Raw genomic sequence first — 13,821 nt, 5'->3', positions numbered from 1 at the left:
TTATTTTTTAGCATCTTCCCAAACAGGTGTAGAGGAACCTTTAGTTGTTTTTTCAAGTAATTTAACGGTCTCAGGGGACTGATAAGCTTTAACGATTTTTTGATAAATGCTATTATCTTTATCCTTTTTCTTGGCAACAATGATATTGATATAAGGTTTTGATGTTTCATTTACTGGTTCTAGGAAAATCGCATCTTTATTAGGAACAAATCCTGCATCGACAGCCATTCCGCTGTTAATGAGTGAAACCGTTGTGTCACTTAATGCACGAGCAGTTTGAGCAGCATCAAGTTCTTTAATTTCAAGATCGAGTTTATTTTCGGTAATGTCTTTAACTGTGGGTGTTTGTTTAGCAGCAGGGTCTACTTTGATTAAGCCGGCTGTTTGTAGCAATAAAAGCGCGCGTCCACCATTAGTAACATCATTTGGAATGGCCACAATATCTCCTTTTTTTAGTTCTTTTACATCTTTAATCTTTTCAGAATAAATGCCTAATGGTGCAATAACAGTTTCCCCAATAGGGACTAAGTCTGTTCCGTGGTCTTTGTTGTAAGAATCCAGGAAAATTTGATGTTGGAAAGAATTTAGATCAATTTCACCTTCATTTAAAGCGGCATTCGGTTGTGTGTAATCTGTGAATTTTACAATTTCTAATTGAATATTGTCTTTCTTTAAACGCTCTTTAACGTCATCCCAAACATCAGAATCATCTCCAACAACACCTAGTTTGACAGTAGTCGTTTTTTCTTTTGCTTGCGTACCGCCACATGCTGTAATGAAGAAAGCACCTAAAATTAGTAAAGCAGAAATCGTAATTTTTTTTATTGTTTTCATGTTGTAAAACTCCTTTTTAATTGTTTTTTTAAGAATGGCTTGTTCGTTTAATTAAGAAATTTCCGATAAATTGACTAATAAAGACTAAAATTAAAATGATTAAAGTTGCCACGAGTGTGACATCATTTTGGAATCGATTGTATCCTTTTGAAATAGCTAAATTTCCCAATCCACCGCCTCCAATTGCTCCAGCCATGGCAGTTAGTCCGATTAAATTAATAATGGTTACTGAAGAAGCGCGAATAATACCATTTAACCCTTCTTTTAGATAAACGCGGAAAATAATTTCTAAAGGACTAGACCCCATCGCTTGAGCTGCTTCAACCACGCCAGAGTCAACTTCCACTAAGGCGTTTTGAATTTGTCTAGCAAAAAAGGGAACCGTTCCAATAACAAGAGGAACAATTGCTGCTGTGGTGCCAATGGAAGTTCCTACTAGTAAGCGTGTAAATGGGACGATAACGGCTAACATAATAATAAATGGAATTGACCGAAAGACATTAATGATTTTATCTAGAGTGGTGTAAATTCCTCTATTTTCTAGAATTCCATTAGCATCTGTTACAACTAAGATTACCCCTAAGATAATTCCTAAAATTCCTGCAATAATGGCTGTAACGCTGACCATGTATAACGTTTGAATCGTACTTTCAATAAATTCCTCTTTTAAAGGGGGAATATTTTTAAAATAGCTAGCTAATGAATCCAACATTGTTTTCACTCCTTTTGTAAATCAACTAATTTTTTGTTTGCGTGGCAACGAAATAACGTTTTGTTGATGTTCAATTATTTCGACTTTAATATCTTTAGAAACCAGATAAGCGAGTGCTTGATCACGTTTGTTTTTCTCTCCTGAAAAGATAACAATTAAGTTTCCAATCGGAGTGTCTTGTAAAATTTCAATATTGCCAAATAAAATATTGGTCGAAATTGTAAATTGAGAATAGAGATGAGCAATCAAAGGCTCACTTGTTGTAGCACCTACATAAGAAACTTTCGCAAGAATGTCGTTCGGCTGTAAATCTAACAAACTAGGATGGGATAAAATAGTTTCTAATCCTTGATCTACATGAGTCGCAGTATTAATAAAATCTTTAGTGATGGGTTTTCTAGGCTGGGTAAAAATTTGGACTAAATTTCCTTCTTCAACGACGCGGCCTTTTTCCATTACCGCAACTTTAGTGCAAATTTCTTTTACAACTTGCATTTCATGAGTGATAATCACAATCGTCAAATTTAATTTTCGATTGAGCTCCTTTAAAAGCGTTAAGATTGATGACGTTGTTTTGGGATCCAACGCGCTAGTAGCCTCATCACAAAGGAGAACCTCAGGATCATTTGCTAAAGCCCTAGCAATGGCAACACGTTGTTTTTGTCCTCCTGAAAGTTGGGAAGGATACGCGTTATGTTTATCTGATAAACCAACCAATTCAAGTAGACCAGAGACTTTTTCATTCAGCTCTTTTTTTGATAATGATGAATGTTTTAAAGGATAAGCCACATTATCAGCAATTGTTCGAGAAGCCATTAAATTAAAATGTTGAAAAATCATGCCTATTTTTTTACGTGCCGTTCGAAGTTCTTTAGGAGTGAGGCTTAAAAGATCGCGGTCAGCAACGATTACTTTTCCGCTAGTTGGACGTTGGAGCAGGTTGATGGTTCTGACGAGCGTACTTTTTCCAGCCCCACTATAACCGACAATTCCAAAGACATCGCCTTTTTCAATAGTTAAGTCAACTTGCTCAACAGCAGTGATTTGTTGATCTTTTGTTTTGAATGTGACACTTACTTGTTCCAATTGAATCATACTATTCCCACCTTCAAGATAATTTAAAATAAAAAAACGTCCTTTTAAAATCAATGTAAGTTGATTTTAAAAGGACGAATTTAACGTTCGTGTTACCACCTTTTTTTAGATTTCCTTTACAAGAAATCCCTTATCAAGTACGAGAAGACATGCTTCCGATACTCTAGCACGTTAATGGGTGCACCCATGATAGCCTAATGGAAAATCCACTCGGTATCCCGCCTCAGAGGCCATTTTCGACTTGCTTTTCATTCGCCCTTTTCAGCATCATACAGGCTCTCTGTTAGAATGAAATTTCAAGTGTACTTTTCTCGTCACTGCGTTTATCGGTATAAAATAAAAAAACTCGTCCTTTAAATGATTGAAGCCAACCATTTAAAGGACGAGTACAATTATGTATTCGTGTTACCACCTTTTTTTATAAAACGATTGCTCGTTTTACCTTAACCAGTACTTAAAATAATTGTATTTTGCATACTGTGGCACGATAGCGGGTGCTCCCGTAGCAATCTAAAGTAGAAGTTCTACAATTCAACTGCTTCACTCCAAGGCCATTTTCAGCTTTCTTCCCACTACCCTTTTTCAGCAATCTTTCAGGGCTCTCTATAAGTGTTTGTAAAACGTACTTTCCTTTTCATTGTGATTTAATGTTATTCTCATTGTTTGTTAACTTGATTCTTAATATACAGGTCAGTTGTCAATTTGTCAACAACTAAATAAAAAATAAATGACTTAGTGAAATAAAGTAGAACTTATGAAAACCATATGCTATAGTAAGAGAGGATTTTCTCATACGAGAAAATCTAAAAATAAACAGAGTAGGAAATAAAGCGTTAAGTGCTGATGGGATGGGATGTTGCCCTCAGACGAAAAATGATTGAAAAATCATTTGCGGTTTTATTTTTGCATTCGCTGCATAAAGTTTTTATGTGTGGGAGCTCTTAAAGGAGATCTTCAAATGTTCAAAAAAAAGTTAGACGCAAAAACAATTGCAACAATGGGTTTATTAATGGCTTTACAGCTAGTTTTAACCCGATTTGTTTCGATTGAGACCCCAATTGTTCGAATTGGATTTGATTTTTTACCCATTGCTATTATGGGGATGCTTTTTGGTCCTTGGTTATCTGGCGTTGCGGTTGCAATGACCGATATTATTGGGATTTCACTATTTGCTAGAACAGCACCATTTTTCCCTGGATTTACATTATCGGCCTTTTTAACGGCAGCAGTTTATGGACTCTTTTTATACAAAAAGCCTAAAACTTTATTACGTGTGGCGTTAGCAGTTATTACGGTGACAATCGTGATTAATTTAGGGCTCAATACACTTTGGTTGTCGATGATTTACGACAAGGCAATGATTGTAATTTTTCCAGCTAGAATTCTTCAAAATTTTATTATGACACCTATTCAGATTGCTTTATTGTATTTTGTTGTTCGCAGCAACATTTTAACTAAAACAATAGGCATTGATTCAACTAAATAAAAACAAGTTACAACATCCAAATCACCTTCATTCATTGGAGGTGTTTTTTTTACAAAAAAATCCAACCCCGAAGGATTGGAAAGTTGTGTACTCATGTAAAAAAATAACCAATAATGCTTAATGCGATAGTTATCAGCGCCATGACGATAATGACAGCGAGATGCCATTTTTTATATAACGCAAGAATAGCAATAAATTCACGAATCATTGCATTAGGCCAATAATAAAAAGCTGTTTTAGAACCAATCCCTTGACTAGTTAAGCCAGCACGTTTAGCGTATATTCCAGCTCTAAAAAGATGGAAATTATTAGTGGCAAATAAGCTTTTGTACTGATTGTCACCCTTTAAACTATCCATGATTTTTTTTGAAAAAACCATATTTTCTAAAGTATTAACAGATTGATCCTCTAGTAAAGTATCTTCAAGAGGAATCCCGTTTTTTAATGCATACTGTTGCATCGCTACAGCTTCAGGTATTTTTTCATCCCCACCTTGTCCGCCTGAAAACAAAAGTTTAGGTGGCGTGTGGGCCTTCGCTTGCTTAAAATAAAAATTCATTGCGACATTAATTCGATTTTGTAGCAGAGGTGGGACGATATACCCGTCAATTAATCCACTACCTAAAACAATAATAAAATCTTTATTTAATCTTGGACGATAAACTTGATAAATAAATGAGGCGATGAAAAAATTCATAAAATTGAATAAAAAATATAAGAACAATAAAATTAAAAATCCAGTAATATCCTTCATAAATTCAGGTAAATAGTTTGCCAAGATAGTTGATGAGAGAACTAACAAACCTAAAATCGCAAGACCTAAAAATAACGTTAAAAAATTTGAAAAACGAGCTCCTTCTTTTTTTATCAAAATACGAGCATTTACAAAAGAGGCGACCATTAACGCGAAGGCCCCAAAGACAGCAATCAATCCCAAGATGACTAAAAAGACTAATGAAATCATCACTAAAACTCGATTATAGGTTGTAAAACTAAAGTAGAGTAAGGTAATAAAAACTGAAAATAAGAAACAATTAAATAAAAATCCGTTGATAATCTTACGCCGATCTTGCCAATAAGAAAGAGCAAAAACTAAAAATACAACTACATTAAGATACAAAAAAAACAAGTTGACACCTCCGTTAATTTTTGGATTCAAATTATTATAACAAAAAAATCAGTTCAAGAAAGACAAAAAAGGAAATAATTTATAAATAAAAAGGATTAAACTAGCAAATAGTCAGTCTATTCTGATAAAATGAAAAGAATAGGGGGGAATGGGTATGTTAGTCAAACGATTTGGAACTAGAATTGAAGAAGTATCTTACACAGTTCGAGTGGGAGTCTATGCATTAATTTTTGACGAAACACGTGAAAATTTAATGATTGTTTCACCACCTAATGGTGCGTATTTATTACCAGGTGGAGAAATTGAAACGGGCGAGACAAAGGAAGAGACGTTGCATAGAGAAGTAATGGAAGAGCTCGGTTTTACAGTATCCATAGGTACATATCTCGGTGAAGCAGAGGATTTCTACTACTCGACGTTTCGCAAAAAACATTATCATAATCCAGGCTATTTTTATGTAGTGGAATCTTATCAAAAAGTGAGTGAGCCTTTGGAAGATTTTAACAAACTTTATTGGTTGCCAATCAAAGAAGCTCACCGCCTTTTAAAAAGAGGCAGTCATAAATGGGCAATTGAAACGTATCTTGCACAACATGGTTTAAGCATCCATTAAATCAAAAAAAGAACCTTCTTAAATAGAAGGTTCTTTTTTGATGCATCTATTCTTCGTAAGCAACAGCAGTAACTGAGCTATCGATATTTCCCTTAGTTGCCTTTGAATAAGGACAAAAAGCATGTGCTTTATCCGCTAAATCTTGAACAGTTTCTAAGTCATGGCCTTCAATTGCTACTTGAATTTCACTAGCTAATTTAAAACCATTGTCGACTGGATCACTTACTAAATCAACTGTAACGTAGACTTTTGATTTTCCAGAAATTTTTTGTTGGCCCATAATATGTTCCAAGGCAGAATTGAAACAAGCGCTATAACCTAAAGCAAATAATTGTTCAGGGTTACTTCCTTGTCCTTTTCCTCCCATTTCTTTTGGAGTAGAAACACGAACTGAAAAAGAACCATCAGGTAAATGACTCTCACCATTACGGCCACCAGTGTTGATAGCTTTTGCTTGATAAAGTTTTTTTGATTCTGACATAAAATAATCTCCTTTCAAATCCTTTAGTTTTACATTATTATGGTACCGAAAAAATGTAAAAAGACCTAATGATTTGCTCAAAAAAATAATTTTATAAATCTAATTCATAGTAATCAAAGATTGCTTCTTGGTAAAAACCTGCCGATAAGTACAATTTTAAAGCACGGGCATTTTGGCTATCCACTTCAAGGTAAAGTTTTTGAAACGTTTGGTTAAGCGCAAGTTGAATCCCTTGATTTAGTAGAGCACGTCCCAATCCTTGTCCTTGCCATTCGCTTGCAATGACCACTCCGTAAATCCCAATGATTCCTTGAAAATGGTCTAATTTAATTTTTCCTACAATTTCATTATCTAAATAGGCGATATAATTTCCTTCAATTTCAAGAGTCTCTATTTTTTTTTGGTCATAAATTAGTTTATCCTGAGGTGAAAAACCTTCATGATCAAGACGATAGAGTAGTTTTCGATCTTCTTGACTAGCCGATTGAAGAACCAAAGGGGAGTAATCCGCTTGATTAAAATTAGCTGGATCAAAATTTAAACGATATTCTGTAAACGAGAAAGCCCCAGCATATTTTTTAATTAAATCAGGAATGATAGGATCTTTTCGATCCGAAATAAATAGAATTCTTTTCATTTTTTGTTCTTTAGCATAGCTTACTAAGGAATCAATAAGAATTATAGCAATTTCTTGATTGTTATTAGTTAAAATACTCGCTTCAATTTCAACTCCATCAAAAGTACTTGCGGATAAGTAGCCTTTAAGTTCAGTATCTTCAAAATAAAGAAAATGTTGATAATGAGGGGATTTTTTTTCAAAAGCTTTAGGATCTAATTTATAATAAAGGTTTTGTTTTTGTTGTGCTGATTCAAGTGTTTGGATTGCTTGAATTTGTTGATCTGTTAATTCTTGCAGATGGCATAATACAGTTTCCAATAGGTTTCCTCCGATTCTGTTGTATTCTCTTTTTATTATAGGCTTTTTTATCAAATAGGGAAATCTTAATTGAGATTTATGCTATAATTTAAACAAAATAATTTATCAAAGGAGAGAGTTATATGCCATTTGTTCATATTGAACTGATTGAAGGACGCTCAAAAGAGCAAAAAGAAAACTTAGTCAAAGAGGTAACAGAAGCAGTTGTTCGCAATACGGGAGCTGCTGGTGAAAATGTTCATGTTATTTTACAAGAAATGAAAGCTAGTGATTATGCTCAAAATGGAATCTTCAAAGGATAAAATTTAAATAGGCACTTTTAGTGCTTGTTTTTTTATTTATAAACTATTGTTAGCGTTTACATAAAATGATATGATGATTAAAGAACGGTCGTTTCTTATTTTTGAAAAGGAGGAAAAAACAAATGAACAAGTTAATTAAAGCAATGGTGATAGGTGTGGGAATTAGTTTAATGATTGTTGGAAGTGGGCATGAGGCAAGCGGAAAAAAAGAAACTAAAAAAGAGGCTTCAAACGATGGGAAGGTAACCTTTTACATAGCGAGACATGGTAAAACGCTATTTAATACGATGGATCGCGTTCAAGGCTGGTCAGATACACCATTAACAGAACAAGGTCGAGAAGTAGCGAAGGACTTAGGTCGTGGTTTAAAAGATATTAAGTTTAAATCAGCTTACAGTAGTGATTTGGGACGTGCAAGAGAAACGGCTCAACTTGTATTAGCAACTAACGGTCAAAAAAAATTGGCGATTACACCAAAAAAGACATTAAGAGAAGCATGTTACGGAAAATTTGAAGGTGATTTCAACGAAAACATGAAAAAAGCGATGGCTGAATATTACGGCTACGAAACGTTAGATAATAACCCACTAGGCAAAGAAATGTTTGAAAAAGGAGCCGACGCAGTAAGTGCATTAGATACAGAATACCATATGGGGGAAGACGCTAAAACAATTAAAGAAAGAATGCAAACGACCTTAAAGCAAATGGCTAAAAAAGAAGCAAAAAATGGTGGAGGCAATGTATTGGTAGTTGGGCACGGGATGTCTATTAACATTATGGTGTCGGATATGACGGATAAGTATACGGGGGAAGGCTTAAAAAATGCAAGTGTAACGAAAATTATTTATAATAATGGCAAATTTAAAGTGGAATCTATTGGCGATACCAGTTATTTTGAAAAAGGTAAAAAAGAATAAAAAGAAGGCAACATTAGAAATTAATGTTGCCTTCTTTTTTAATGAAAGGCAAGCTCTTTAATCACATGCGCAACGCCGTCTTCGGCATTGGTTTTCGTAATAAAAGTAGCGATTTCTTTCACCGCAGGAACAGCATTGCCCATAGCAATTTTATATTTTGCAAAGTGCAGCATGTCCATATCGTTCATATTATCGCCAATCGCCATCACATTTTCTTGAGGAATATTAAGGTGAGCAGCTAAATCTTTCACCGCGTTGCCTTTATTTGCCTTTTTATTTAAAATTTCATAATAAAAATCTTCACTTTTAATCATCGTATAGCGTTCATTAAATTCAGCAGGAATTTGTGCAATTCCTTGATCTAAAATAGCTGGATGATCAATCATCATCATTTTACTGATTTCGATTGCAGGGTCAATTTCTTCAACAGTTCGATACTTTAAAGGGATATTTACTAAGAAAGCTTCTCGAACTGTATATTCGCTAATGTCTTTATTGGTTGTATAAAGATGATCCATATCAAATGTTTGAAAATGAACCCCAATATCATTGCTTAATTTTTCTAATGCTAAAAAGTCTTGATAAGCTAATGTATGATGAACAATTGCCTTTCCATCATGTGTGCTTTGAACTAAAGCCCCATTATAAGTGATGGCAAAATCGCCTTCTTCTTCTAAATTCAATTCCGCTAAGAAGTTTTTAACCCCAATCAAAGGTCGGCCTGTACATAAAACAATTTTGATTCCTTTTGTTTTTGCTTCCATAATCGTTTCTTTCACGGCTTGACTGATTTTTTTATCTGGATTTAACAGTGTTCCATCTAAGTCGATGGCAATTAATTCAATACTCATTTAATCTAACTCCTCTTGAAGTGTGGTTGGGTTTTTGATTGCTCCATTGGCAATATATTTTGTAAATTCATTAAACAAAGGTTCAAAGAGATTCACTTCACTGATGCTAGCTGGTTTAATAATCTCTTTTGGAAAATAAAAACGTTCATCTCCTCGAACTTTACCAGTCAGTGCAGCAACAATCGGACTTGCTTTTGATAACTCAATTAAAGAACCATCAGCTTCAACTAATTCAATTTGGGTTCGATTATTGATTTGCTCTGGGCGATAAAAATCATAAGGCAAGTCGTAGCTGTTATTAATAGCGGTATAGTAAACTGGATCATAGCCAGCTTCTAAGATTAGATTTTCTAAATGGCCAATGACAGGCAAATCTGTTTCACTGTTGAAGGCAACAGATTTAAATGGGTGTCGATCTAAAAAGCGAGTAGCTAAATCACTTAAAATAGCATCGTTCTCTTCACGCCATTGAGTAAAATAGGTATTTAAAACCCCATCATCTAATTTCAAATAGTCCTTCAGTGTAAAATCATTTCTGAAAAATGGAGCCAATAGAGAAACGGAGCCTAGCATTTCAAAATCAGGATCTTCGTAAAGCTTTTTAGCGCGTTTTAGCAAATGATCCAAAATGACTTCCATACTTCTAGAAACAGGATGAAAATAAACTTGCATATACATTTGATATCGACTCACCACGTAATCTTCAACCGCATGCATACCGGATACTTGGAAAGAAATGCCATCCTTATAAGGACGCATGACACGCAAAATTCTAGTTAAATCAAAAGTGCCATAATTAACACCGGTAAAATAAGCATCTCTTAGTAAGTAATCCATTCGATCTGCATCAATCTGACTAGAAATCAATTGAACAACTTGTGGATTGGGATAGTTTTTTTGAATGACACTTGCTACTTTTTCAGGAAAATCAAAATGGATTTTTTTTAAAATTTTATTGACTTCAGTTTCTGGCGAAGTAATAATTTCAACCGTAATAGCCTCATGATCCGTTTCAAAAATACGCTCAAAAGTATGAGAATAAGGGCCGTGACCAATGTCATGAAGCAGAGCTGCACAAAGGACAACTAATCGCTCACTATCGTCCCAACCACCGTCATCTTCAACTTTAGTAGCAAAGCTTCTTGCGAATTTATCACAAATTCTTCTAGCAATTTCATAAACGCCTAAAGAATGAGTGAAACGAGAATGCTCTGCACCGTGAAAAGTAAAAGAAGAAGTTCCAAGCTGTTTAATGCGGCGCAATCGCTGAAATTCACGAGAGTTAATCAAATCTAAAATCACTTGATGTTGAACATGAATATAATCATGAACAGGATCACGAAAAACCTGTTCAATCGGCAAAATTTGATCTTGATAGGCTATCGAATTCATCTACTCAGCTCCTCATCGAATGTTTCTGCTAACATTTGTTCATTGCGTTCAATCATTTTTTGATAAGCTATTTTATAATCTTCTTTCAATTCTAAGTCATAGTGCCCATCGCTTAACAAACAACCATTTGTTGTTAACGTTTCAAGAATCCTTTGCTTGACACCATCCACGGTTAAAGGGGTTTCAAGTAACTCATCTAAATTTGCCATTACAGCTGGATTCACCTTAGGAAAATGCCATTTAACTGTTTCATTTGCCAATCCGACTTGATAAAAATCACGAATCATTTCGGTTCTTTTATCCTGAGAACCCGTCACGCTAAGATAAATCATAATCGCCACACCTTTTTTTAAACGGCGCTGCGCGATGCCAGCAAATTTTTTCCCATCAATACTTAAATCAAAATCTCCTGGACAATAAGATTCTTCAATTTCATAAGCATCAATTTTTTTACCATACGCTTTAAATGTTTGGCGAATCAAGCGTAACATGAACTCGTATCCTTCCGTAATACTCATCTTAACAAGAGGATCTTCAGGAAGAATTAACGAAAAATTCAACACACCTTCATTTGAAGCCACTGCCAGACCACCCGAATTACGAACTAAAAAGTGTTGTTGATGGTGAATGAAAACGTTTAGTGCATCCTTGAAAAAAGGCAATTTTGTATCCATCATCCCTAAAATCACTAATTCAGAAGCAGTCCAAAAATGCAGTGCTCCAAAGGATTGATGAGTCCCAATTTTTTTTATCAAGCTATCTCCCAAAGCAAAATGAGAAATAAATTGATTTGTAAAAGGCATCGAGGTGGAATCATATAGTTCATAAGCTTGTTGACTTAAATAATCTTTTTTTTCTGACATAGTTTGTCTTCCTTTATAGTAAAATTACGATACCGTTTATATTTAATAACTTCATTATACCAAAAAATAACGTAACAAGAAGCATAAATAAAGGAATTAAGCTAAAAAAATGCTAAGAGTTAAGTAGAATAGTTGACCTGAATTTCAAAAACACGTTATACTATTTACAATTGATTCGAGAAGGAACATTTGTAAAGGAGGCGTTTTTTTGACCAATCGAATAAAAAATTTAGCTGGATTGTCAGACGAAGACTTTAAAAACATCTATCAAATGATGTGGGAAATCCGTTTTTTTGATGAAAAAGTGGAAGAGCTTTTTGCAAAAGGAAAAATCCATGGTACAACGCACCTTTCAATAGGACAAGAAGCAACAGCTGCAGGAACCGGTTATTTATTAAGAAAAACCGATTGGATTACTTCAACGCATCGAGGTCACGGTCACAGCATTGCAAAAGGAACCTCAATGACGGCAATGATGGCTGAATTATTCGGCAAACGAAGTGGTACAAACGCTGGTAAAGGTGGCAGTATGCATATTGCTGAATTAGCAGAGGGAAATTTAGGTTCAAATGGCATTGTTGGTGCAGGATTTCCCATTGCCGTTGGAGCCGCCTTATCTGCTCAATTAAAAGGCGAAGACCGAGTAGTTATTTGCTATGCTGGGGATGGCGCAACGAATGAAGGAAGTTTTCATGAAGCTTTAAATTTAGCCTCGATTTGGCAAGTCCCAGCACTCTTTTTTATTGAAAATAATCAATACGGTATGAGCAGTAAAATTGATCAGATGGTAAATATCCCTCAACTCTCCAAACGAGCTGAAAGCTATGGATTAAAAGGCGTAACGATTGACGGAAATGACTTAATCGCTGTACTAGATACAACTTATCAAGGTATAGAAGAAGCCAGAAAAGGCAATGGTCCGATGATGATAGAAGCCCTAACTTACCGTTTCAAAGGGCATTCAAAGTCAGACCAACGTATTTATCGCACCAAAGAAGAAGAGTTGCGTTGGGAAGAAGAACGAGACCCTATCAAATTAACTGAAAAATTATTGACGAACTCTCAAGTTGCTTCAAACGAAGAACTAATGAAATTAAAAAAACAAGCCTTTGAGAATGTTCAAAAAGCAGTTCAAGAAGCAGAAAAAAGTGAAGATATTGAGTTAAGTGATTTAACGACACAAGTTTATGCAGAATAGGAGGTGCGTGATGAGAGAAATAACTTATATCCAAGCAGTCAATGAAGCATTAGATGAAGCATTGGCAACAAATGAAGAAGTTTTCCTAATGGGAGAAGACATTGGTGTTTATGGTGGTGGCTTTGGTGCAACCAAAGGACTTGTTGAAAAATACGGTCAAAAGCGTATCCGCTCCACCCCTATTTCTGAAAGTGCGATTGCAGGAACAGCAGTTGGAGCAGCGATTACTGGTATGCGTCCTGTGATAGAACTCCAATTTTCTGATTTTATTACGATTGCTATGGATCAGCTAGTGAATCAAGCAGCAAAAATGCACTATATGTATGGCGGGAAAGTTAACGTACCCTTAGTAATGAGAACCGCTGGAGGATCAGGCACCGGTGCTGCTGCGCAACATTCCCAAAGTTTAGAAAATTGGTTGGCGCATATTCCAGGATTGAAAGTCATCCAGCCCTCCAATGCCTATGACGCCAAAGGATTGCTGCACGCAGCGATAGAAGATAATAATCCCGTGATGTTTTACGAACACAAATTATGCTATAAATTGAGCTGTGACGTTCCAAACGAAAAGTATACGATTCCGATTGGAGTTGCAGCTATTAAACAACCAGGAACGGACATCACTGTTGTAGCTACAGGGGTGATGGTCCATAAAGCGCTAGCTGTTGCAGAAAAACTAGCCCCAACAGGTATTTCTTTAGAAGTAATCGATCCAAGAACCTTAGTCCCCTTAGATAAAGAAACGATTTTAAAATCCGTTATCAAAACAGGTCGACTAATGATTGTCCATGAGGCTGTAAAAGAAAGTGGCTTTGGAGGCGAAATTGCAAGTATAGTTGTTGAAAGCGAGGCATTCTATTCCTTAAAAGCCCCCATCAAACGCTTAGGAGGAGCGTTTATTCCGATGCCTTACCAAAAAGAATTAGAAAAAGCCGCAATTCCGCAATGTGAAGATATCGAAGCAGCAGTCAAAACGCTTATGCATGAGCATAAAAACTAAAAAAGAACGAG

15 protein-coding genes, 1 riboswitch and 1 other annotated feature are annotated in these 13,821 nt (G+C 35.3%); of the genes, 6 read left to right on the top strand and 9 right to left on the bottom strand.

The features are described 5' to 3' along the window. Genes AC07SW_RS05625 through AC07SW_RS05615 form a run of 3 tightly spaced genes read right to left on the bottom strand, consistent with a single transcriptional unit; the run spans position 1 to position 2,641 of the window. Positions 1-825 carry a MetQ/NlpA family ABC transporter substrate-binding protein gene (locus AC07SW_RS05625; protein WP_494632544.1) on the bottom strand — a complete coding sequence of 275 codons (825 nt, stop codon included), beginning with the start codon at positions 823-825 and terminating at the stop codon, positions 1-3. A 37-nt stretch (positions 826-862) separates the two neighbouring features. After that, on the bottom strand, positions 863-1,546 hold the full coding sequence (locus AC07SW_RS05620; RefSeq protein WP_034571693.1) for a methionine ABC transporter permease: 684 nt from the start codon (positions 1,544-1,546) through the stop codon (positions 863-865). 21 nt (positions 1,547-1,567) lie between these two features. Beyond that, complete coding sequence (locus AC07SW_RS05615; RefSeq protein WP_494632419.1) at positions 1,568-2,641, bottom strand: methionine ABC transporter ATP-binding protein; 1,074 nt, start codon at positions 2,639-2,641, stop codon at positions 1,568-1,570. A gap of 375 nt (positions 2,642-3,016) precedes the next feature. Next, positions 3,017-3,288 (bottom strand) — a binding site (T-box leader). 165 nt (positions 3,289-3,453) lie between these two features. Further along, positions 3,454-3,558: riboswitch (THF riboswitch) on the top strand. A gap of 41 nt (positions 3,559-3,599) precedes the next feature. On the opposite strand from AC07SW_RS05615, the gene AC07SW_RS05610 reads away from it, so the two are divergent. Beyond that, entirely contained in the window at positions 3,600-4,127 is a 528-nt protein-coding gene (locus tag AC07SW_RS05610; RefSeq protein ID WP_135090867.1) for a folate family ECF transporter S component, read from the top strand. Between the two features lie 91 nt (positions 4,128-4,218). Here AC07SW_RS05610 and AC07SW_RS05605 read toward each other — a convergent pair whose 3' ends face one another. Next, positions 4,219-5,256, bottom strand: coding sequence for a YdcF family protein (locus tag AC07SW_RS05605; RefSeq protein WP_494632418.1), 1,038 nt, complete (start codon positions 5,254-5,256; stop codon positions 4,219-4,221). 154 nt (positions 5,257-5,410) lie between these two features. On the opposite strand from AC07SW_RS05605, the gene AC07SW_RS05600 reads away from it, so the two are divergent. Continuing rightward, positions 5,411-5,869, top strand: coding sequence for an NUDIX hydrolase (locus AC07SW_RS05600; protein ID WP_034571682.1), 459 nt, complete (start codon positions 5,411-5,413; stop codon positions 5,867-5,869). A gap of 46 nt (positions 5,870-5,915) precedes the next feature. Here the strand turns inward: AC07SW_RS05600 and AC07SW_RS05595 are convergent, their stop codons facing one another. Together AC07SW_RS05595 and AC07SW_RS05590 are read right to left on the bottom strand one after the other, a co-directional pair. After that, entirely contained in the window at positions 5,916-6,350 is a 435-nt protein-coding gene (locus AC07SW_RS05595) for an organic hydroperoxide resistance protein (RefSeq protein WP_119907564.1), read from the bottom strand. Positions 6,351-6,441: 91 nt separating this feature from the next. Then, positions 6,442-7,287, bottom strand: coding sequence for a GNAT family N-acetyltransferase (locus tag AC07SW_RS05590; RefSeq protein ID WP_463685364.1), 846 nt, complete (start codon positions 7,285-7,287; stop codon positions 6,442-6,444). A gap of 122 nt (positions 7,288-7,409) precedes the next feature. On the opposite strand from AC07SW_RS05590, the gene thmT reads away from it, so the two are divergent. Continuing rightward, on the top strand, positions 7,410-7,589 hold the full coding sequence (thmT, locus tag AC07SW_RS05585) for a 2-hydroxymuconate tautomerase (protein ID WP_074402321.1): 180 nt from the start codon (positions 7,410-7,412) through the stop codon (positions 7,587-7,589). Positions 7,590-7,711: 122 nt separating this feature from the next. Next, the gene (locus tag AC07SW_RS05580; protein ID WP_311780628.1) at positions 7,712-8,506 is read left to right on the top strand and encodes a histidine phosphatase family protein; all 795 of its coding nucleotides are present in this window, start codon (positions 7,712-7,714) and stop codon (positions 8,504-8,506) included. Between the two features lie 38 nt (positions 8,507-8,544). Here AC07SW_RS05580 and yidA read toward each other — a convergent pair whose 3' ends face one another. From yidA to AC07SW_RS05565, 3 genes are read right to left on the bottom strand one after another with little or no spacing between them, the layout of a single operon-like run. Next, on the bottom strand, positions 8,545-9,357 hold the full coding sequence (gene yidA, locus AC07SW_RS05575) for a sugar-phosphatase (protein ID WP_034571670.1): 813 nt from the start codon (positions 9,355-9,357) through the stop codon (positions 8,545-8,547). Further along, on the bottom strand, positions 9,358-10,749 hold the full coding sequence (locus AC07SW_RS05570) for an HD domain-containing protein (protein ID WP_135022789.1): 1,392 nt from the start codon (positions 10,747-10,749) through the stop codon (positions 9,358-9,360). Then, complete coding sequence (locus tag AC07SW_RS05565) at positions 10,746-11,612, bottom strand: lipoate--protein ligase family protein (RefSeq protein ID WP_463685365.1); 867 nt, start codon at positions 11,610-11,612, stop codon at positions 10,746-10,748. Before AC07SW_RS05565 ends, AC07SW_RS05570 begins: the two co-directional genes overlap by 4 nt. Before the next feature lie 208 nt (positions 11,613-11,820). Between AC07SW_RS05565 and AC07SW_RS05560 the strand changes: the two genes are divergently transcribed. Both AC07SW_RS05560 and AC07SW_RS05555 read left to right on the top strand, forming a co-directional pair. Next, positions 11,821-12,810, top strand: coding sequence for a thiamine pyrophosphate-dependent dehydrogenase E1 component subunit alpha (locus AC07SW_RS05560; RefSeq protein WP_135022791.1), 990 nt, complete (start codon positions 11,821-11,823; stop codon positions 12,808-12,810). A gap of 10 nt (positions 12,811-12,820) precedes the next feature. Then, positions 12,821-13,810 carry an alpha-ketoacid dehydrogenase subunit beta gene (locus AC07SW_RS05555; RefSeq protein ID WP_463685366.1) on the top strand — a complete coding sequence of 330 codons (990 nt, stop codon included), beginning with the start codon at positions 12,821-12,823 and terminating at the stop codon, positions 13,808-13,810. Positions 13,811-13,821: the final 11 nt, after the last annotated feature.

Source organism: Carnobacterium sp. GW821-FHT04C06 (assembly GCF_059420345.1).
Note: the sequence above shows the minus strand (reverse complement) of the source record. Positions and strands in the feature narration are given on the sequence as shown.

Bases quoted from the DNA above. Each gene is read 5' to 3' on its own strand.
- AC07SW_RS05620 (WP_034571693.1), bottom strand. From the start codon at position 1,546: ATGTTGGATTCATTAGCTAGCTATTTTAAAAATATTCCCCCTTTAAAA.
- AC07SW_RS05615 (WP_494632419.1), bottom strand. From the start codon at position 2,641: ATGATTCAATTGGAACAAGTAAGTGTCACATTCAAAACAAAAGATCAA.
- AC07SW_RS05610 (WP_135090867.1), top strand. From the start codon at position 3,600: ATGTTCAAAAAAAAGTTAGACGCAAAAACAATTGCAACAATGGGTTTA.
- AC07SW_RS05600 (WP_034571682.1), top strand. From the start codon at position 5,411: ATGTTAGTCAAACGATTTGGAACTAGAATTGAAGAAGTATCTTACACA.
- AC07SW_RS05595 (WP_119907564.1), bottom strand. From the start codon at position 6,350: ATGTCAGAATCAAAAAAACTTTATCAAGCAAAAGCTATCAACACTGGT.
- thmT (WP_074402321.1), top strand. From the start codon at position 7,410: ATGCCATTTGTTCATATTGAACTGATTGAAGGACGCTCAAAAGAGCAA.
- AC07SW_RS05580 (WP_311780628.1), top strand. From the start codon at position 7,712: ATGAACAAGTTAATTAAAGCAATGGTGATAGGTGTGGGAATTAGTTTA.
- yidA (WP_034571670.1), bottom strand. From the start codon at position 9,357: ATGAGTATTGAATTAATTGCCATCGACTTAGATGGAACACTGTTAAAT.
- AC07SW_RS05570 (WP_135022789.1), bottom strand. From the start codon at position 10,749: ATGAATTCGATAGCCTATCAAGATCAAATTTTGCCGATTGAACAGGTT.
- AC07SW_RS05565 (WP_463685365.1), bottom strand. From the start codon at position 11,612: ATGTCAGAAAAAAAAGATTATTTAAGTCAACAAGCTTATGAACTATAT.
- AC07SW_RS05555 (WP_463685366.1), top strand. From the start codon at position 12,821: ATGAGAGAAATAACTTATATCCAAGCAGTCAATGAAGCATTAGATGAA.